Raw genomic sequence first — 18,040 nt, forward strand, 5'->3', positions numbered from 1 at the left:
CCCTCACCGCAGCCGCGCCGCCCGGGTCTGCAGATAGCGCTTCTCCGGGACGCTGAGTGCCCGTTCGGCGGCGCGTGCGTACGCCGCGCGGGCCTCGGCGCGGTCCCCGGCCTGCTCCAGCAGATGCGCGCGGACCGCGTCGAGGCGGTGGTGGTCCGCGAGGTGCGGGTCGCCGGCGACGGTGGCGAGGAGGTCCAGGCCGGCCCGGGGGCCGCTGACCATGGCGAGCGCGACCGCCTCGTTGAGGGTGACCACCGGGCTCGGCGCGATCCGGGCCAGCAGGCGGTACAGGCCGAGGATCTCGCGCCAGTCGGTGTCCTCGGCGCGCTCCGCCTCGTCGTGCACCGCGGCGATCGCGGCCTGGAGCTGGTACGGGCCGAGGGCCGTGCGGCGGAGCGCGTCGCTGACCAGCGCCACGCCCTCGGCGATCGCCTCCCGGTCCCAGGCACCGCGGTCCTGTTCGGCGAGCGGGACGAGCGACCCGTCGGGCGCCGTACGCGCCGCACGGCGGGCATCGGTGAGCAGCATCAGCGCCAGCAGCCCGGCCACCTCGCCGTCCTCCGGGAGCAGCGCGCGCAGCGACCGCGTCAGCCGGATCGCCTCGCGGGCCAGCTCGACCCGTTGCAGCCGGCTGCCGGAGGTCGCGGTGTACCCCTCGTTGAAGATCAGGTACAGGATCTGCAGGACGGCGCCGAGCCGTGCGGCGCGCTCCTCCGGGGCCGGCGCCCTGAAGTGCCCGCCGGCCGCCCTGATCCGCTGCTTGGCACGGCTGATCCGCTGCGCCATGGTCGGCTCCGGCACCAGGTAGGCGCGGGCGATCTCGGCCGTGGTCAGGCCGCCGACTGCGCGCAGCGTCAGCGCGGTCTGCGCGGCCGGGGACAGCGCGGGGTGGCAGCACAGGAAGAGCAGGGTGAGGGTGTCGTCCTCGCTGGGCGCGCGGCTCTCACCGGGCGCCGGGGCGTGGAACTCGTCGCGCGGCGTCAGCGCGTACGCGGTCTCCTCGCGCCGCCGCCGCGCCTCCTCGGCGCGCAGCAGGTCCGTGAGCCGGCGCGCGCCGACCTTGATCAGCCAGCCGCGCGGATTGTCCGGGCGGCCGGCCTCCGGCCACTGGACCGCGGCGGCCAGCAGCGCTTCCTGTACGGCGTCCTCGGCGAGGTCGAAGTGCCCGTAACGCCGCACGAGCGCGCCGAGGACCTGCGGCGCGAGCGCGCGCAGCAGGTCCTCGGTCCGTTCCGGTGCGCCCACGGCCCCCGGTCGCCTCAGACCTCGCAGGGCGGGTTGTCGGGGATGGACCGGATGGTAACGGGGCCGTTCTCGGCGCCTTCGGGGACCGGGCACTGCAGGATGCGCTTGGCGATCTCGGTGGCGCGGTCCAGGGACGCGCAGTCCAGGAGCCAGTAGCCGCAGAGCACTTCCTTGGTCTCGCCGTAGGGGCCGTCGGCGACGACCGGTACGCCGTCCTTGCCGGGGGTCACGACGCGGGCCTGCGCGGGCTCGCTCAGCCCCTGCCCGTCGATCATCTCGCCGTTCTCGGCGAGGTCGTTGTTGAGGCTCTCCATGAACTGGAACATCGCCTTGAGGTCGCCCTCGGTCCACGGCGTCTTGCCGGAGTCCTTGCCGTTCATGGCGTCGTAGTGGGCCTGGCTCGCCTGGATCATCAGCATGTACTTCACGTCGCTCACTCCTCGGGAGCTTCCGGCGTCCCCGCTGGGCGCCTCTCACCGGAGACGTCGGAGCCGGCGGCCGGTCCTCGACACGAGGGGAGAAAAATCTTGGGAGAATTCCGGCTGCCCGGCCGCGTACGAGCCTCCGGTACGGATTCTCCTCGCCGCGACCGCACCCCGCACGGCATACAGGGCAAGCGCACGGGGCCCCTCCGGATGCCGCCCGGCAGCGCTCAGGCGATCCAGTGCCGCCGCCGGGTGGCGGCCGAGGGTACGGGGCCGTCGGCGAGCGCGGCGGCCAGCCGGCGCACGGCCTCGCGCAGCGTGTCCGGAGGCAGCGTGTAGGGGATGCGCAAACGCGCTTCGAAGATGCCCGGGTCGGTGGCGAAGCAGGTACCGGCTTCGATGCGTACCCCGTAGTCCAGCGCCCGTTCGGCCAGCGCCGGGGCGACGGGCTCACCGAGGTCGGCCCAGAGCGAGAGGCCGCCGGGCGGCTGCCGCCAGGTCCACCGCGGCAGGTGCTCGGCCAGTGCGGCCGCCAGTGCCGCGCGCTGTTCACGCAGCCGGTCCAGGCGGGCCGGCAGCAGTTCCCCGGCCCCTTCCAGCAGGGCGAGCGCCAGGAGCTGGTCCAGGACCGAGCCGCCCATGTCGGTGGCGACCCGCTGGCCGGCGAGCTCGGTGACCAGTCGCGCGGGGGCGCGCAGCCAGCCGATGCGCAGCCCCGCCCAGTGGGTCTTGCTCATCGATCCGAGGGTGATGACCTGGGCGGCTCCGCCGGGCGGGGCGAGGGAGGCGAGGGGCGGCGGCGCGGGGACGTCGAGCGCGAGGTCGGCCAGGGTCTCGTCGACGACCAGCCACGCGCCGGCGCGCCCCGCCGCGCGCAGCAGCCGGACGCGCTCCTCCTCGGGCATGAGGCAACCGGTCGGGTTGTGGAAGTCCGGTATCGCATAGGCCAGTTGGGGCGCCGACTGGACGAGGGCCGATTCGGTGATCCCGATGTCCCAGCCGCTGTCGGTGACGGGGACCGGCACGGTGCGCAGCCGGGCCCTGCGCAGCGCGTCCAGCGCGTTCGGATAGGACGGGTTCTCGACCACGACGCGGTCGCCGGGCCGGCACAGCAGCGAGACGACCAGCGTGAACGCGTGCTGCGCGCCGGAGGTCAGCAGGATCTGCTCCGGAACGGTGGCCAGGCCCCGCCGGGTGAACCGCTCGGCGACGGCGGCGCGCAGCTTCGGCAGCCCGTAGGGGTGGTAGCCGGGGGTGCGCTCGGCGTGCTCCACGAGGTCGGGGGTGAGGCGGGCGAGGGCGTCGGCGATCGGCGCTCCGGGCATCCCGGGGGCCGCCCGGGCCAGGTCGATCGCGGCGTCCGCCGCGCCGAGGAGCCGGGCGACGCCGTGCGGTCTGCGGCCCTCCGGCAGGTCCGTCCAGGTGCCGGCGCCCTGCCTGCTGCGCGCGAACCCCCGCTCGCGCAGCAGGTCGTAGGCGGCGGTGACGGTGGCCCTGCCGGTGTCGAGGGCGGTGGCCAGTTCCCGCTCGGCGGGCAGCCTGACGTGCAACGCGACGCGTCCGTCCAGGATCAGCGCGCTGATCTCCCGGGCCAGCCGGCGGTACGCGGGCCGTGCCACGGCCGGCGCGGGCAGCAACGCGGCGAGCTGCCGGCTGCCCAGTGTCCGGTCGCCGCGCCGCTGCCCCGCCTCGGCCATACCCACCATTCCCCCGGAATTGGCCCTGCTTTCGAGGCCAATGACTCTACAGACTCGCGGCATTGGCCCCAACGAAGGACAACCACCGTGCGCACCGCCCCGCCCCTGCCCCCGCTCACCTACGTACCCCTGGCCGAACGCCCCCTGCGGCGCCTCCCCCAGCTCTTCACCGGCCTCGCGCTCTACGGGTTCAGCCTCTCGCTCATGATCCGTTCCGCGCTGGGCGTCAACCCGTGGAGCGTCCTGTACGAAGGGCTGGCGCACCGCACGCCGTTGAGTTTCGGCACGATCAGCGCGGTACTCGGCGTTCTCGTCCTGCTGCTGTGGATTCCGCTCGAGCAGAAGCCGACGTTCGGCACGGCCGCGAACATCGTCGTCCTGGCGTGCACCTCGGACCTCGGTCTCCGGATGGTCCCCGCGCATCTCGCGCTCCCCGCCCGGTGCGGCCTGCTCGCAGGCGGCGTCCTGCTCAACGCGCTGTCCGTCGCCGTCTACGTCGGCGCGCGCTTCGGTCCCGGCCCCCGGGACGGTCTGATGACCGGCGCGGCCGCCGCGACCGGCCGCTCCCTCCGGTCCGTCCGCACCCTGATCGAGGTCACCGTGCTGGCCGCGGGCTGGCTGCTCGGCGGTACCGCGGGCGTCGGCACCGTCCTGTACGCACTCGCGGTCGGCCCGCTCACCCAGCTCTTCCTGCCCTGGTTCGCCTACCGCGGGGCCGCCGAGCGCGCCACCGGCACGGCGGCCCGCCGGACCCGTCCTAGGACCCCACCGCCAGCAGACTCTCGTGCCTGACCAGCCACTTCCGGTACGCCGTGCTCGCCCAGGCCACTTCCATGTACGCGGCCCGCAGGTCGTCGAAGAGCGCGTCGACCCACTCGGTGTCGCGCCCGCCGCCGCGGTACGCCAGGAACAGCCGTACGGCCAGCGGGTCGCCGCGCAGCGGGCGGACGACCATGCCGGGGCGGGGGCGGGTGGTCGGCTGGCAGGGCGTGACGACCTCGCCGGCCGCGACCAGGTCACCCGCCGCGAGGTAGTCGCCGTGCACCACGCGCGGGTTCATCCCGGCCGCGGTGAAGATCCGCCGCAGCCCGGCCCATTCGCCGTCCACGGAGGGATCGACCATCCACTGGTCCCCGGCGAGGTCGGCGAGCGTGACGGCCTCCAGCGCGGCGGCCGGGTGCGTCGCCGCGAGCGCCATGAACTGCGGCTCGCGGGCGAGGAGTTCGCGTTCGGCCAGGCCGTCGGGGACGCGCAGCGGCGAGCCCTCGACCTCGTGCACGAAGGCCGCGTCGAGCTGCCCGGCGGCGACCATCTGCAGCAGGGTGTTGCCCGAGAGGTCGATCCGTATCGTCGTGTCGGTCTCGGGCAGCCGGGCCCGCAGCCGGCGGAGCCAGCCGGCCACCGCGCGGCTGCCGGTGCTGCCCACGCGCAGCCGCGTGCCCTGCTCGCGCACCACCGCCGACCTGGTCTCGTCGACCAGTGCGGTCATCTCCGCCACTATCGGCCGGGCGCGGTGCAGGACGGTGTGGCCGAGCGGCGTCGGCCGGCTGCCGGAGCGTTCACGGATGAAGAGCTGGCCGCCCAGCGCGTTCTCGATGCGCCGCAGTTGCGTGGTCAGGGAGGGCTGGGTCATGCCCAGTTGCCGCGCGGCCTTGCGTACGCTGCCGGTGTCGGCGATGGCGCACAGCGCACGTAGGTGCCTCACCTCAAGCTCCACGCGCGGAGCATAACGACGTCCTTACCTGTCGCACCAGCCACCCGAACCCCGCGAATCACACATTTCCCAGGGGCTATTGGACCGTCCTATCGCCACATGGAATCTCCGCGCCCCCGGATATCTCCCGCAGACTCGGCGGCACCACAGTTCATCCGCGGGTCCCGGCCGTTGCCCCACACCTCGGCCGGGTCCCCCGGACACTAAGGAGCCCCCCACATGAGATCTCCCAAGACGGTGCTGTCGGCCGCACTTGGTCTGGGCCTTGCCGCGAGCCTCGCCGCCGCCGTGCCCGCGGTGGCCACCCCCTCGGCCGCCCCCGCGGACCACACGGTGACCGCGGCCCAGTACGTCGGTTCGGCCGCCGAGAAGGCCGACACCAAGCGGTTCTTCGAGGCCGTGCTGAAGTCGGCGCTCGCCAAGCAGAAGAAGACCGGCGCCGCTTCGGTGACGGTGACGTACGACGCGAGCGGCGCGCCCACCTTCGCGCAGCAGATATCCAGCAGCGCGCAGATCTGGAACAGCGCCGTCTCCAACGTCAAGCTCCAGGCCGGCAGCGGCGGCGCGGACTTCTCCTACCGCGAGGGCAACGACTCGCGCGGCTCCTACGCCAGCACCGACGGCCACGGTCACGGCTACATCTTCCTGGACTACCAGCAGAACCAGGAGTACGACTCCACCCGCGTGACCGCGCACGAGACCGGCCACGTCCTCGGCCTGCCGGACCACTACGAAGGCCCGTGCAGCGAGCTGATGTCCGGCGGCGGCCCCGGCCCGTCCTGCACCAACTCCCAGCCGGACGCCAACGAGCGCGCCCAGGTCGACCAGCTCTGGGCGAACGGCCTGAAGGGCGCCCACTTCGGCACGGCGTCCTGACCCACCCGGAACACCGGCCGTCGACCTGCCGCCGATGACCACGAGGGCCGACGGCCGGCACCACTGAGCAGCACCGGACCGTGCGGCGGTACCCAGACCCACAGGCCCCCGCCGCACGGTCGTTTTGACACGTCCAAACATGGGATGTTCCCATCACCGGTGTACTACGTCGGAGAAAGAACACCGGAAGGGGACGGCAGCCGATGCCGTTGCGCAACACCACCCGCACCAGCCTGGTGGACCTGGTCATCGACCAGATGGAGGGCCTGATCGCCGCGGGCGAGTGGGCGGTCGGCAGCAAGATCCCCGCCGAACCGGTGCTCGTCGAGCAGCTCGACGTCGGCCGCAACACCGTCCGCGAGGCGGTCCGCGCCCTCGTGCACACCGGCATGCTGGAGCCCCGCCAGGGCGACGGCACCTACGTGCGCGCCAGCAGCGACTTCGGCGCGGCGGTACAGCGCAGGCTGCGCCGCTCCGGCGACCTGGAGGCGTACGAGGTGCGCGCGAGCCTGGAGCGGGACGCGGCGCGCTACGCCGCCCTGCGCCGCACCGGCGAGGACCTCGTCGCGCTGCGCGCCGCGCTCGCCCACCGCGACGAGGTCTGGCACACCGGCGACACCGCGGCCTTCATCGAGGCCGACATCGCCTTCCACCGCACCGTCGCGGCCGCCGCGCACAACAGCGTCCTGGCCGACCTCTACGACCACCTCACCGACGCGCTGCGGGCCACGCTGCAGTCCGTGCTGGCCGCCCCGGTGCCCGACTCCGTACGCCACCAGTTCGGCGAGCACGCCGCGATCGTGCACGCGATCGCGGCGTGCGACCCGGACGCCGCCGAGCGGGCCGCGCTGGCGCACCTCCAGGAGGCCATGACGGCACTGCGGGAGCAGGACTGATGCCGCGCGAGACCCAGGAGGCCGCCCCCATGCGCACCGAAGAACGGCCGGACGCCCGCATATCCGCCCGGACGCCCTCGGACGCGGCGCCCGCGGCCGGGCCCGGCCCCGTACGCGGCTCCCTCTACCTGGCCGCAGGCGTGATCCTGCTGGCCCTGAACCTCCGCCCGGCGCTGGTCGCGGTCTCCCCGCTGGCCGACACCATCCGCGCCGAGAGCGGCATGTCGGCGGCCGCCACCAGCCTGCTCACCGCGCTCCCACTGCTCTGCTTCGGCCTGCTCGCCCCCGTGGCGCCGCGGCTCGGCCGCCGCTTCGGGCTGGAGCGGTCGCTGCTCGGCACGATGGTGCTGATCTGCGCCGGTACCGCGCTGCGCCTCGCCGACCAGGTGGCCGCGCTGTTCGCCGGTACGGTCGTCATCGGCGCCGGCATCGCGGTGGCCAACGTCCTGCTCCCCGGCCTGATCAAGCGGGACTTCCCCGAGCGGACCGGGCTGATGACGGGGCTGTACTCCATGTCCCTGTTCGGCGGCGCGGCGCTCGCGGCGGGCGTGACCGTACCGCTGCGCACCGCCACCGGTCTCGGCTGGCAGGCCACGCTGGCCTGCTGGGGCTCGCTCGCGCTGCTCGCCCTGCTGGTCTGGCTGCCGCAGACCCGCTCCCGTACGCGGGTCTCCGAAGGCGCGGCGCGGCAGGCGGCGCATCCGGTGCGCGGCCTGTGGCGATCCCCGCTGGCCTGGCAGGTCACCGGCTACATGGGCCTGCAGTCGCTCAGCTACTACGCGGCCACCGCCTGGCTGCCGACCATGTTGACCGACGCGGGCATGAGCGCGGGCGACGCGGGCTGGATGCTGTCCTTCTCGTCCCTGCTGGGCATCGCGGGCTCCTTCCTGGCCCCCGTGATCGCGGGCCGCAGGCTGCGGACGGGGCACCTGGCGGCGCTCGGGGCGGTGCTGTGCGCCCTGGGTCTGGCCGGGATGCTGGCCGCACCGGCCACCGGCGCGTACGTATGGATGACGCTGCTCGGTCTCGGCCAGGGCGCGGCGATCAGCCTCGCGCTGCTCTTCATCGTGCGGCGCGCGCCCGACACCCGGCACGCCGCGCAGCTCTCCAGCATGGCCCAGTGCTTCGGGTACATCCTCGCCGCCGCAGGCCCGGCCGTGCTGGGCGCCGTGCACGACGCCTCCGGTACCTGGACGGTCCCGGTACTCGTCCTGCTGGTCCTGCTCGTCCCGCAGGTCCTGGCGGGTCTGGGCGCCGCCCGGGAGCGGCACGTCGCGGGCCGGGGATGAACCGGAGCGCCCTGATCGGCATACTGGGCGTCGCCCGCCCGTAGGAGCCGCCCGGGAGTCCCCTTGTCGATGATCCGCCACCTCCGCCGGGCCGTACGCCTGCCGCAACAGCGCAGCCGCGGCGTCGACCTCGCCCACCCGGCGCGCTCGCCGCTGGGCACCACGGTCGTCAACTGCGCGGTGTACGAGAACGGGGTGCGGCTGACCGGCGACCACCCCGTGGCGGAGGCGGTGCACCGGGTCCGCGCCTCGGGCGACGGGTTCGTGTGGATCGGGCTGCACGAGCCCTCGGAGGCGGAGTTCGCGGAGATCGTGGAGCTGTTCGGGCTGCACCCGCTGGCCGTGGAGGACGCGGTCCTCGCCCACCAGCGCCCCAAGCTGGAGCAGTACGACACCAATCTGTTCACCGTCTTCAAGACCGCCTGCTACGTCGACCACGACCGGCTCACGGCGACCAGCGAGGTCGTGGACACCGGCGAGATCATGGTGTTCACCGGCGAGGACTTCGTCATCACCGTGCGGCACGGCGGGCACGGCTCGCTCGGCCCGCTGCGCGAGGCGCTGGAGGCGGACCCGGAGCAGCTCGCGCTCGGCCCGTCCGCCGTCCTGCACGCCATCGCCGACCTGGTCGTCGACGACTACCTGGAGGCGACGGCGGCCGTCCAGGACGACATGGACGTGGTGGAGAGCGCGGTCTTCGCCGAGGGCGGGCGGAACGCCGACGCCGGACGGATCTACCAGCTCAAGCGCGAACTGCTGGAGCTGAAGCGGGCCGTGGCCCCGCTGGACCGGCCGCTGCACCAGCTCTCCACCCAGCCGCTGGCCCAGGTCGACCCGCGCATCCGTACGTACTTCCGGGACGTCGCCGACCACCTGGCCCGGGTCACCGAGCGCATCACCGCCTTCGACGAGCTGCTGAACTCGATACTCCAGGCTCACCTCGCGCAGGTCACCATCGCGCAGAACGAGGACATGCGCCGGATCAGCGCCTGGGTCGCGATCCTGGCCGTCCCGACGATGGTGTGCGGGGTGTACGGCATGAACTTCGAGCACATGCCGGAGAAGGACTGGGTGTTCGGATACCCGCTGGTGATGTGCGTGATCGTGGCGGCGTGCGTGGTGATCCACCGCGGGTTCAAACGGAACGGCTGGCTGTAGCGGGCAGCCGTGCCGGAGCGTTCCGGCACGGCACGGCCCGCGCCTCTCAGGAGGTGGCCAGCACCTCGGCCTCCTTCTCCGGGGACAGCCGGACCAGCGGGCGGTCCGGCCGCTGCGGCGCCTTCCCGCCGATCGACCGCAGCCACTCCCAGGTGTCGGCCACCGTCTCCGCCACCGGACGGCAGCGCAGCCCGGCGGCATACGCCTTCTCCACCCCCGTACGGTGCAGCGTGTCGTGGTACTCCGAACCCGGCGGCACCCAGACCGGCAGCTCCGTCCACGGCTCGACGCCGGCCGCGAGGATCTTCTCCGGGTCGGTCCAGCGCAGCTCGGCGGCCGACCCCGTGACCTTGACGCACGCCTCCAGCAGTTCGCCCATGGTGGCGTGGCCGCTCCGGCTGATCAGGTTGTACGGGCCCGACAGCCCCGCCTCGACGGCGTGCAGGATCCAGGCGGCGAGGTCGCGGGGGTCGATGTACTGGAGCGGGAGGCCGTGCGGACCCGGGGCCAGCACGGGGCCGCCGCGGGCGATCCGGGACAGCCACCACGGCAGCCGCCCGACGTTCTCGTAGGGCCCGATGATCAGCCCGGCCCGCCCGAACACCGCCCCGTCGGCGCCGAAGGACTCCTCGGCCGCCAGCTCACCGCCCCGCTTGGCCTCCGCGTACGGCACGTCGCCCGCGTCCGACGCGCCCTCCACGAGGGGTGCCTCCTCGCCCAGCCCCGCCGCCTTCGGGTGCGTGTACACCGAGGCGCTCGACACGTAGACGTAGCGCCCCGCCCGGCCGGCCAGCAGCCGGGCCGAGTCCCGTACCGCCGACGGCGCCCAGGACCAGGTGTCCACCACCGCGTCCCACTCCCCCGTACGCAGCGCAGCGAGCCCCTCCGGAGCGGTGCGGTCCCCCTGAAGCACGGCCGCGCCCGGAGGTGCCTCGTGCCGGCCCCGGTGGAACACCGTGACCTGCCATCCCTGCGCGAGGGCCGCCTCGGTCACGGCCCGCCCGACGAACTCCGTACCACCCAGTATCAGCAGTCTCATGCCGCCGACTCTGCCCGTACGGGTGTACGGCCGTCCCGCGCCTCGCTCTCAGCGGAATCGCTTATCACGGGGTGACGGTCGGAACTCTCCAGATCCGCGCCCCGAAGATTGGACGGTCACGCACCTCAGCAGGCCACCGCGCCGCCAACACTGGTGAGGTCGGTATTCCGTTTCCAGTTTTCACCCACAGGGGGAGAGATGACCGGGTCGCGCGTCCTGGCGCTGGGCCACTACCAGCCCGCCAAGGTGCTCACCAACGACGACCTGGCCGAGCTCGTCGACACCGACGACGCCTGGATCACCAGCCGGGTCGGCATCCGTACCCGGCGCGTCGCCGCACCCGACGAGACCGTGGACGCGATGGCCGCCGCCGCCGCGGCGAAGGCGCTCGCGACGAGCGGCCTGGCCCCGGCCGACATCGACCTCGTGCTCGTCGCCACCTGTACGGCCACGGACCGCAGCCCGAACACGGCCGCCCGGGTGGCCGCCCGGCTCTCCATCCCGGCGGCCGCCACGATGGACGTCAACGTGGTGTGCGCGGGCTTCACCCATGCGCTGGCCACCGCCGATCACGCGATCCGGGCCGGCGCGGCACGCAGCGCGCTGGTGATCGGCGCGGAGAAGTTCACCGACGTGGTGGACTGGACGGACCGCTCGACCTGCGTCCTGGTGGGCGACGGCGCGGGCGCGGCCGTGGTGACCGCGTCGGCGGAACCGGAGATCGGCCCGGTGCTGTGGGGCTCGGTCCCGGAAATGGGCGACGCGGTGCGTATCGAAGGCGAGCCGGCCCGCTTCTCCCAGGAGGGGCAGACCGTGTACCGCTGGGCCACCACCAAGCTGCCGGCCATCGCGCGCCAGGTGTGCGAGCGCTCCGGCGTACGGCCGGATGAGCTGGCCGGCGTCGTACTGCACCAGGCCAACCTGCGGATCATCGAACCGGTCGCCGAGCGCATCGGGGCGGTGAACGCGGTGATCGCCCGGGACGTCGTGGAGTCGGGCAACACCTCGGCGGCGTCCGTGCCGCTGGCCTTCTCGAAGCTGGTCGAACGGCGCGAGGTCCCCTCGGGGGCGCCGGTGCTCCTCTTCGGGTTCGGCGGAAACCTTTCGTACGCGGGACAGGTCGTGCGCTGCCCGTAGGGGCGGTGCTTGCAGGCGCTGAGCCCGCAGGGGCTGCGTCCGTAGGCGCGGCTCGCGGGTCGGGTGCGGCGTCCGGGGACGTCCGATTCGTTCAAGACCGGCGGGGCCGCGCCTTCGTACGCTCGGCACATGACTGACAGGACCAGCGCACAGACCACCCCCGGGACCGCGGCGGCGCGTACCGCCCCCGCGCCCCGGTTCGCCGCGATCGGCCTGGCCGCCGCCGACATGGCGGCCTCGCTCGCCTTCTACCGGCGCCTCGGCCTGGACATCCCGGCGGAGGCCGACACCGCTCCGCACGCGGACGCGCCGCTGCCCGGCGGGCTGCGGCTGATGTGGGACACCCACGAGACGCTGCGCGCCATCGACCCGGACTGGACACCGTCCTCCGGGGGCACGCCCGAGCTCGCTTTCGAGTGCGCGTCCCCGGAGGCGGTCGACGCCCTCTATACGGAGCTGGTAGACGCCGGGTACCGGGGCGCGAAGAAGCCGTGGGACGCCTTCTGGGGCCAGCGGTACGCCGTCGTCCTGGACCCGGACGGCCACGGCGTCGACCTCTTCGCGCCGCTGCCCTCCTGAGAGCCGGCGCTCAGAACACCGACCATCCGGTGAGCGTCGTGAAGTGGTCCAGCGCCGCGGCCCCGGCGACCGAATTGCCGCGCGCGTCCAGACCCGGGCTCCACACGCACAGCGTGCAGCGCCCGGGGACGACCGCCACGATGCCGCCCCCCACCCCGCTCTTGGCGGGCAGCCCCACCCGGTAGGCGAACTCCCCCGCCGCGTCGTACGTGCCGCAGGTCAGCATCACCGCGTTCATCCGCTTGGCGTCGCGCGCGTGCAGCAGCCGGGTCCCGTCGGCGCGCAGCCCGTGGCGGGCGAGGAAGCCGCCGGCCGTGGCCAGGTCCCGGCAGCTCATCTCGATCGAACACTGCCAGAAGTAGTGCTCGATGACGCTGGGGACGGGGTTCTCCAGATTGCCGAAGCTCGCCATGAAGTGGGCCAGCGCCGCGTTCCGGTCGCCGTGTTCGGCTTCCGAGCCGGCCACGGCCTGGTCGAAGGAGAGCTCCGGATTGCCGCTCTCCTCGCGCAGGAAGTCCAGCAGCGCCGTGCTGGCGTCGCCGGTGAGGGTCTGCAGCCGGTCGGTGACGACCAGCGCGCCCGAGTTGAGGAAAGGATTCCGCGGGATGCCCTGCTCCCACTCGAGCTGCACCAGGGAGTTGAAGGCCGTGCCCGACGGCTCGCGCCCCACCCGCTCCCAGATGCTCTGGTCCTCCTGGGCCAGCACGAGGGCCAGGGAGAACGCCTTGGAGATGGACTGCACGGAGAACGGGACCTCCCAGTCCCCGACGCCGTACGTCTCCCCGTTGAGGTCCGTGAGCGCGATCCCGAAGCGGTCCGGCGAGACGCACTCCAACGCGGGGATGTAGTCGGCAACCCTCCCCTGTCTCACCAGCGGCCGCGCACGGTCCGCCACCTCCTCGAGAACGGCCTGGTAGTCCATGGCGGACACGCTATCCCGACGCGAGGACCACCCCGAGCGGGGCTCCCGCCAGCGCCTTCACCTCGCGCGCCAGGTGGGCCTGGTCGGCGTACCCGGCGACCGCGGCGACCTGGGCGTACGGCATCCCGGAGCGGGCCAGGTCCAGGGCCCGCACCAGGCGCAGCACCCGGCCGAGGGTCTTGGGGCCGTACCCGAAGGCGGCCAGGCAGCGGCGGTGGAGCTGGCGCTCGCCCACGCCGACCGCGTCGGCCAGCTCACGCACCGGCGTGCCCCGGGCCGCCGCGCGTGCGATCAGGCCGCGTGCCGGGTCGGGCGCGGCAGCCGTACGCAGCCGGGCGGCGGCAGCGGCTTCCAGGGCGCGGCCGGGCGCGGCTTCCGGGGCTTCCGGGGCGCGGCCGACCGGGGCTTGCGGGGTGCGGCCGGCCGGGGCTTGCGGGGTGCGGCCGGCCGCCGCGGCGGCCAGCTCGTCGGTCAGCCGCCGCACCCGGTCGCCGGGCCACAGCTCGTCGAGGGGAACGCGCAGGTCGCGCAGTGCGTCAGCGGGCACCCCGAAGGCGGCCGGGCCCTGCCCCGGGGCGAAGCGCAGGCCGACGACGGGCGCCTCCGGGGCCCGCTCCGGCGCCGGCGGCAGATGCGCGCGGGTGTCCGGACCCGCGACCAGAAGGCGGCCGTCATACCAGATCAGATCGGTGCAGCCGTCGGGCAGCACGGGGCGCGGCGCCGTTCCCGGGGTCTTGGTCCACACGGCGGCGCCGGGCAGTACGGAGGGCCGTTCCCGGTACACGTCTCCAGCCTGGCACGGGAACCGCCGCCGCGTCCCGGCCGTTGATCGGGTACGGCACGCACCGGGGCCGGAGCAGGACGGGCGCCGGTGCCTGCGAGACCCATGGACCGACGCGGAGGCAGCACGATGGCGGGATTTCTGGACCGTGCCAAGGAGCAGGCGCAGCGTGGCCTGGCGCAGGGCAAGCAGAAGGTGGACGAGGTGCAGCAGCAGCGCGCGGGCGCCGATCTGCTGAAGCGGCTGGGCGCCGCGTACTACGCCGAGCGGCGCGGCAGCGGCTCCCCGGAGTCGACGGCGGCGGCGCTGCAGGCGCTCGAGGCGCACATCGCCACGCACGGGGACGGCGTCCTGCGCGGCGCATAGGGGCGTGTTCCAGGGCGCGTGGGGGCGTGTTCCGGAACGACGCCCGCGTTCCCTCGTATCCCCCGTGCGAAACCGCCCCGGTGGGGACATATGTCCAGCGTATGCCCCGTAAGCGGCCGCTTCGGCTCGCATTGACCGCGAACTGCTGACCTCGGACCTCCCGTTCCAGTACAAGCGTTTCAGGGCCTGTGACCGATCCGGCCGGGGTCCGGCCACAGGCTCTTACGAGGCGGTGCGCGGTCGGCGGCCGTCGTGTCACCGGAACGGGAGCCGTTCATGGCCTCACCCATGTCAGCGGACAGATTCCTCGAAGCGCTGCGGGACGAAGGGCTGCGCGTCGTCGAGGTCCGCAACTGGCGCACGCACAACCGCAATCACAAGGGCCCCTGGGGCGGGGTGCACGGCGTGATGATCCACCACACCGTCACCTCGGGCGCCGAGGAGACCGTACGGATCTGCTACGACGGCCACCCGGACCTGCCGGGCCCGCTGTGCCACGGCGTGATCACCAAGGACGGCACAGTCCATCTGGTGGGCCACGGCCGCGCGAACCACGCGGGGCTCGGCGACGGCGACGTCCTGCAGGCGGTGATCGCCGAGCGGCGGCTGCCGCCGGACAACGAGGCCGACACCGACGGCAACCGCGTCTACTACGGCTTCGAGTGCGAGAACCTCGGCGACGGCCAGGACCCGTGGCCCGACGCGCAGCTCGAGGCCGTCGAGAAGGCGGCCGCCGCGCTGTGCCGGGTGCACGGCTGGAACGAGCGCTCGGTGCTCGGCCACCTGGAGTGGCAGCCGGGCAAGGTCGATCCGCGCGGCTTCTCGATGGACACGCTGCGCGAGCGCATCGGGAAGCGCCTGGGGTGACCTCCCGCCGCGTGGCGCCGGCAGGCGGGTACGGCGGTCCGGCCCGTACACCGATTCGATCGCGACCGGGCTCCGCGCGGACAATGGGGGCGTGACCGGCACCGTCCCCGACCCGATGACGCTGCGGCCGCACCTGCCGTCCCCGCTTCAGGAGATCGAGGACGACCGGTTCGCGCGCCGCGGCGTACGCCTGCTGCTCAAGCGGGACGACCTGATACATCCCGATCTGCCGGGCAACAAGTGGCGGAAACTGGAGCCCAACCTCCGCGCCGCCGCGGCGGCCGGAGACCGCACACTGCTCACGTTCGGCGGCGCGTACTCCAACCACCTGCGCGCCACCGCCGCGGCGGGCCGTCTCCTGGGCCTCGCCACGATAGGCGTCGTACGGGGCGAGGAGCTGGCCGGCCGGCCGCTGAACCCCTCACTGGCCCGCTGCGCCGCCGACGGCATGCAGCTGCACTTCCTGGACCGCGCCCGCTACCGCCGCAAGGACGACCCCGAGCTGCTCGACGCGCTGCGCGCCCGCTTCGGGCCGTACCGCCTGGTCCCCGAGGGCGGCAGCAACGCCCTCGCCGCCCGCGGCTGCGCCGCCCTGGGCCACGAGCTGGCCGGGGCCGCCGACGTCGTCACCGTGGCCTGCGGGACCGGCGGCACCCTCGCGGGGCTGGCCGCGGGCCTCGCCCCGGGGCAGCGGGCCGTCGGCTTCCCCGTACTGAAGGGCGGCCCCGGGCCCGGTCACTTCCTGGAGTCGGACGTGCTCCGCCTCCAGGAGGCGGCCTTCGGGGGGCGGCGCGGCGACTGGCGGCTGGAGACCGCGTTCCACTGCGGCGGGTACGCCCGCAGCACGCCCGCGCTGGACGCCTTCGCCGCGGACTTCGAGGCGCGGCACGGCCTGCCGCTGGAGCGGGTCTACGTGGCGAAGATGCTGCTGGGCCTGGTGACGCGCACCGAGGAAGGCGCCTTCGCGCCGGGGACCACCGTGGCCGCGGTGATCACCGGCTCGCCCTGAAGCGCGGCGTGTCTTGTGGGGCGGCACTTCTTAGGGCGGCGGCGCGCAACTGAGGCGGCGCGCATCCCTGGGCAGCGCGCACCGCCTACTCCGGACTCACCGTCTCCCGGTACGCCGCCGCCTCCTCCAGGTCCAGCCGGCGCAGCAGCGTCCGCAGCATTTCGTCGTCGATGCGCCGCGCGTCGCGCAGCTCCACGAAGACGGCGCGCTCCGCGCCGATCATCTCCCGGGCCAGCCGCAGGTAGGTCGCCTCCACCGACTCCCCGGTCTCCGCGTTCGGCGGCCCCAGCCGCTCCCAGACGGCGTTGCGGCGGCGCTCCAGTACGGTCCGCAGCCGGTCCTCCAAGGGCCCCGGCAGCGCGTTGCGCGAGTCCGCCAGGAGTTCCTGCAGCCGGCGCTCCGCCGCGTCCGACGCGTCGTTCTGCGCCTGCGCCTCGGCCAGCGTCTCGGCCTGCGGGTCCGGCCGGGGCAGCTTCAGGAGGCGGATCAGCGGCGGCAGCGTCAGCCCCTGGACCACGAGGGTGCCGATGACGGTGCTGAAGGTCAGGAAGAGCACCAGGTTGCGCGCCGGGAAGGGCGCGTGGCCGTGGATCGTCAGCGGGATGGAGGAGGCGATCGCCAGCGAGACCACCCCGCGCATCCCGGCCCAGCCGACGATCACCGGCGCCGTCCAGGTCGTGTCGGACTCCCGTTCCCGGATACGCGCGGACAGCCACCGGGGCAGGTACGTCGCGGGGAACACCCATACGAAGCGCGCCAGCACCACCACGGCGAACACCACGAGCGCGTACGTGACCGCCTGCACGGTGCTGAACTCCCCCAGCCCCCGCACCACGACCGGGAGCTGGAGCCCGATGAGCGCGAAGACCGCGGACTCCAGCAGGAAGGAGACCATCGTCCACACCGCGGCCTCCTGGAGCCGCGTCTCGAAGCCCACCTGCCAGGAGCGGTGCCCCAGGTACAGCGCGACCACTACGACGGCGAGCACCCCGGAGGCGCCGACCTGCTCGGCCACCGAGTACGCGAGGAACGGGATGAGCAGCGACAGCGTGTTCTCCAGCACCGCGGAGTCCCGCAGCTTGCAGCGCAGCCAGTGCAGCGGCCCCATGAGGACCAGCCCGATCCCGATGCCGCCGACCGCCGCGATGCCGAACTCCTTCAGGCCGCCGGCCCAGGTCGCGCCCTCCCCGACGGCCGCGGCCAGCGCCACCTTGTAGGCGGTGATGGCGGTGGCGTCGTTGACCAGCGACTCGCCCTGCAGGATGGTCGTGATCCGGCCGGGCAGCCGCAGCCTGCGGGCGATGGCGGTGGCCGCCACGGCGTCCGGGGGCGCGATCACCGCGCCCAGCACGAGGGCCGCGGTCAGCGGCAGGTCCGGGATGACGAGGTACGCGGTGTACCCGACGGCGACCGTCGCGAAGAGCACGTAGCCGACCGACAGCAGCGCCACCGGGCGCAGATTGGCCCGCAGGTCCAGGTACGAGCTGTCCAGGGCCGCGGTGTGCAGCAGGGGCGGCAGCAGCAGGGGCAGCACGATGTGCGGGTCGAGGGGGTAATCGGGAACGCCCGGCAGATAGCCGGCGCCGAGCCCGGCGGCGACGAGCAGCAGGGGCGCCGGCACCGGTGTGCGCCGCGCCAGTCCCGCGACCGCCGCGCTCCCGGCGACCAGCAACAGCAGTGGCATCACGTCCATGGCACGACCCGTCCCCGTACGTTCCGGCTAATCTGGCAATCATGAGCGAGTGCCCGCACGTTCTCGACCTGCCGCGCCCCGAACCGGCCGCGCTGAGCGACACCTGCCCCGAGTGCCTCGCCGTCGGCAGCCACCCCGTGCAACTGCGGCTCTGCCTGGTCTGCGGCCACGTCGGCTGCTGCGACTCCTCGCCGTACCGGCACGCCACGGCGCACTTCGAGGCGACCGGGCATCCGGTGATGCGTTCCTTCGAGGCGGGCGAGGTCTGGCGCTGGTGCTTCGCCGACAAGTCACTGGTCTGAGCGCTGGTGCGAGCGCTCTTCCGGGGCGCGCGGGCCGCGTGGTGC

19 protein-coding genes are annotated in these 18,040 nt (G+C 73.8%); 11 read left to right on the forward strand and 8 right to left on the reverse strand.

Annotated elements, in window-relative coordinates; all coding sequences use genetic code 11:
• Positions 1-3: 3 nt before the first annotated feature.
• The 3 genes from IG84_RS0105730 to yczR form a co-directional block, all read right to left on the reverse strand.
• On the reverse strand, positions 4-1,245 hold the full coding sequence (locus IG84_RS0105730; protein ID WP_031051980.1) for an RNA polymerase sigma factor: 1,242 nt from the start codon (positions 1,243-1,245) through the stop codon (positions 4-6).
• Positions 1,246-1,259: 14 nt separating this feature from the next.
• On the reverse strand, positions 1,260-1,673 hold the full coding sequence (locus IG84_RS0105735; protein WP_031051981.1) for a YciI family protein: 414 nt from the start codon (positions 1,671-1,673) through the stop codon (positions 1,260-1,262).
• A gap of 224 nt (positions 1,674-1,897) precedes the next feature.
• Entirely contained in the window at positions 1,898-3,367 is a 1,470-nt protein-coding gene (yczR, locus tag IG84_RS0105740) for a MocR-like transcription factor YczR (protein ID WP_037799321.1), read from the reverse strand.
• 87 nt (positions 3,368-3,454) lie between these two features.
• Between yczR and yczE the strand changes: the two genes are divergently transcribed.
• Positions 3,455-4,159: a membrane protein YczE gene (yczE, locus tag IG84_RS0105745; protein WP_037799323.1), complete on the forward strand. Its 705-nt coding sequence runs from the start codon at positions 3,455-3,457 to the stop codon at positions 4,157-4,159.
• Here yczE and IG84_RS0105750 read toward each other — a convergent pair.
• Positions 4,125-5,072 (reverse strand): LysR family transcriptional regulator, encoded by a 948-nt coding sequence (locus IG84_RS0105750; protein WP_031051991.1) that lies wholly within the window; start codon positions 5,070-5,072, stop codon positions 4,125-4,127. The genes yczE and IG84_RS0105750 overlap by 35 nt on opposite strands.
• 228 nt (positions 5,073-5,300) lie before the next feature.
• Here IG84_RS0105750 and snpA point away from each other — a divergent pair, with 228 nt between their 5' ends.
• From snpA to IG84_RS0105770, 4 genes are all read left to right on the forward strand, one after another.
• Positions 5,301-5,957, forward strand: a complete 657-nt coding sequence (gene snpA / locus IG84_RS0105755) for a snapalysin (protein WP_031051992.1) — start codon at positions 5,301-5,303, stop codon at positions 5,955-5,957.
• A 203-nt stretch (positions 5,958-6,160) separates the two neighbouring features.
• Entirely contained in the window at positions 6,161-6,853 is a 693-nt protein-coding gene (locus IG84_RS0105760; RefSeq protein ID WP_031051993.1) for a FadR/GntR family transcriptional regulator, read from the forward strand.
• The gene (locus tag IG84_RS0105765) at positions 6,853-8,142 is read left to right on the forward strand and encodes a CynX/NimT family MFS transporter (protein WP_245659224.1); all 1,290 of its coding nucleotides are present in this window, start codon (positions 6,853-6,855) and stop codon (positions 8,140-8,142) included. The genes IG84_RS0105760 and IG84_RS0105765 overlap by 1 nt, the downstream gene beginning before the upstream one ends.
• 69 nt (positions 8,143-8,211) lie before the next feature.
• Positions 8,212-9,300 (forward strand): magnesium and cobalt transport protein CorA, encoded by a 1,089-nt coding sequence (locus IG84_RS0105770; RefSeq protein WP_031051999.1) that lies wholly within the window; start codon positions 8,212-8,214, stop codon positions 9,298-9,300.
• 46 nt (positions 9,301-9,346) lie between these two features.
• Here IG84_RS0105770 and IG84_RS0105775 read toward each other — a convergent pair whose 3' ends face one another.
• Positions 9,347-10,339, reverse strand: coding sequence for an NAD-dependent epimerase/dehydratase family protein (locus IG84_RS0105775; RefSeq protein WP_031052001.1), 993 nt, complete (start codon positions 10,337-10,339; stop codon positions 9,347-9,349).
• A gap of 198 nt (positions 10,340-10,537) precedes the next feature.
• Here IG84_RS0105775 and IG84_RS0105780 point away from each other — a divergent pair, with 198 nt between their 5' ends.
• Positions 10,538-11,476: a beta-ketoacyl-ACP synthase III gene (locus IG84_RS0105780; RefSeq protein WP_031052004.1), complete on the forward strand. Its 939-nt coding sequence runs from the start codon at positions 10,538-10,540 to the stop codon at positions 11,474-11,476.
• A 129-nt stretch (positions 11,477-11,605) separates the two neighbouring features.
• Positions 11,606-12,055 carry a VOC family protein gene (locus IG84_RS0105785; protein WP_051861424.1) on the forward strand — a complete coding sequence of 150 codons (450 nt, stop codon included), beginning with the start codon at positions 11,606-11,608 and terminating at the stop codon, positions 12,053-12,055.
• A 10-nt stretch (positions 12,056-12,065) separates the two neighbouring features.
• Here IG84_RS0105785 and IG84_RS0105790 read toward each other — a convergent pair whose 3' ends face one another.
• Together IG84_RS0105790 and IG84_RS0105795 are read right to left on the reverse strand one after the other, a co-directional pair.
• Positions 12,066-12,977 carry a glutaminase gene (locus tag IG84_RS0105790; RefSeq protein ID WP_031052008.1) on the reverse strand — a complete coding sequence of 304 codons (912 nt, stop codon included), beginning with the start codon at positions 12,975-12,977 and terminating at the stop codon, positions 12,066-12,068.
• Positions 12,978-12,987: 10 nt separating this feature from the next.
• Positions 12,988-13,761 (reverse strand): helix-turn-helix transcriptional regulator, encoded by a 774-nt coding sequence (locus IG84_RS0105795; RefSeq protein ID WP_031052010.1) that lies wholly within the window; start codon positions 13,759-13,761, stop codon positions 12,988-12,990.
• 126 nt (positions 13,762-13,887) lie between these two features.
• On the opposite strand from IG84_RS0105795, the gene IG84_RS0105800 reads away from it, so the two are divergent.
• From IG84_RS0105800 to IG84_RS0105810, 3 genes are all read left to right on the forward strand, one after another.
• Positions 13,888-14,124 carry a hypothetical protein gene (locus IG84_RS0105800; RefSeq protein ID WP_031052012.1) on the forward strand — a complete coding sequence of 79 codons (237 nt, stop codon included), beginning with the start codon at positions 13,888-13,890 and terminating at the stop codon, positions 14,122-14,124.
• A gap of 276 nt (positions 14,125-14,400) precedes the next feature.
• Positions 14,401-14,991, forward strand: coding sequence for an N-acetylmuramoyl-L-alanine amidase (locus IG84_RS0105805; RefSeq protein ID WP_031052013.1), 591 nt, complete (start codon positions 14,401-14,403; stop codon positions 14,989-14,991).
• Positions 14,992-15,106: 115 nt separating this feature from the next.
• Complete coding sequence (locus IG84_RS0105810) at positions 15,107-16,000, forward strand: 1-aminocyclopropane-1-carboxylate deaminase/D-cysteine desulfhydrase (protein WP_031052015.1); 894 nt, start codon at positions 15,107-15,109, stop codon at positions 15,998-16,000.
• 85 nt (positions 16,001-16,085) lie between these two features.
• Here the strand turns inward: IG84_RS0105810 and IG84_RS0105815 are convergent, their stop codons facing one another.
• Complete coding sequence (locus tag IG84_RS0105815; protein WP_031052017.1) at positions 16,086-17,693, reverse strand: Na+/H+ antiporter; 1,608 nt, start codon at positions 17,691-17,693, stop codon at positions 16,086-16,088.
• A gap of 41 nt (positions 17,694-17,734) precedes the next feature.
• Here IG84_RS0105815 and IG84_RS0105820 point away from each other — a divergent pair, with 41 nt between their 5' ends.
• Entirely contained in the window at positions 17,735-17,995 is a 261-nt protein-coding gene (locus tag IG84_RS0105820) for a UBP-type zinc finger domain-containing protein (protein WP_031052018.1), read from the forward strand.
• Positions 17,996-18,040 lie beyond the last annotated feature (45 nt).

Source organism: Streptomyces ochraceiscleroticus (assembly GCF_000720485.1).
Taxonomy (GTDB): domain Bacteria; phylum Actinomycetota; class Actinomycetes; order Streptomycetales; family Streptomycetaceae; genus Streptomyces; species Streptomyces ochraceiscleroticus.

Bases quoted from the DNA above. Each gene is read 5' to 3' on its own strand.
- yczR (WP_037799321.1), bottom strand. From the start codon at position 3,367: ATGGCCGAGGCGGGGCAGCGGCGCGGCGACCGGACACTGGGCAGCCGG.
- snpA (WP_031051992.1), top strand. From the start codon at position 5,301: ATGAGATCTCCCAAGACGGTGCTGTCGGCCGCACTTGGTCTGGGCCTT.
- IG84_RS0105760 (WP_031051993.1), top strand. From the start codon at position 6,161: ATGCCGTTGCGCAACACCACCCGCACCAGCCTGGTGGACCTGGTCATC.
- IG84_RS0105765 (WP_245659224.1), top strand. From the start codon at position 6,853: ATGCCGCGCGAGACCCAGGAGGCCGCCCCCATGCGCACCGAAGAACGG.
- IG84_RS0105770 (WP_031051999.1), top strand. From the start codon at position 8,212: ATGATCCGCCACCTCCGCCGGGCCGTACGCCTGCCGCAACAGCGCAGC.
- IG84_RS0105775 (WP_031052001.1), bottom strand. From the start codon at position 10,339: ATGAGACTGCTGATACTGGGTGGTACGGAGTTCGTCGGGCGGGCCGTG.
- IG84_RS0105780 (WP_031052004.1), top strand. From the start codon at position 10,538: ATGACCGGGTCGCGCGTCCTGGCGCTGGGCCACTACCAGCCCGCCAAG.
- IG84_RS0105785 (WP_051861424.1), top strand. From the start codon at position 11,606: ATGACTGACAGGACCAGCGCACAGACCACCCCCGGGACCGCGGCGGCG.
- IG84_RS0105790 (WP_031052008.1), bottom strand. From the start codon at position 12,977: ATGGACTACCAGGCCGTTCTCGAGGAGGTGGCGGACCGTGCGCGGCCG.
- IG84_RS0105800 (WP_031052012.1), top strand. From the start codon at position 13,888: ATGGCGGGATTTCTGGACCGTGCCAAGGAGCAGGCGCAGCGTGGCCTG.
- IG84_RS0105805 (WP_031052013.1), top strand. From the start codon at position 14,401: ATGGCCTCACCCATGTCAGCGGACAGATTCCTCGAAGCGCTGCGGGAC.
- IG84_RS0105810 (WP_031052015.1), top strand. From the start codon at position 15,107: ATGACGCTGCGGCCGCACCTGCCGTCCCCGCTTCAGGAGATCGAGGAC.
- IG84_RS0105815 (WP_031052017.1), bottom strand. From the start codon at position 17,693: ATGGACGTGATGCCACTGCTGTTGCTGGTCGCCGGGAGCGCGGCGGTC.
- IG84_RS0105820 (WP_031052018.1), top strand. From the start codon at position 17,735: ATGAGCGAGTGCCCGCACGTTCTCGACCTGCCGCGCCCCGAACCGGCC.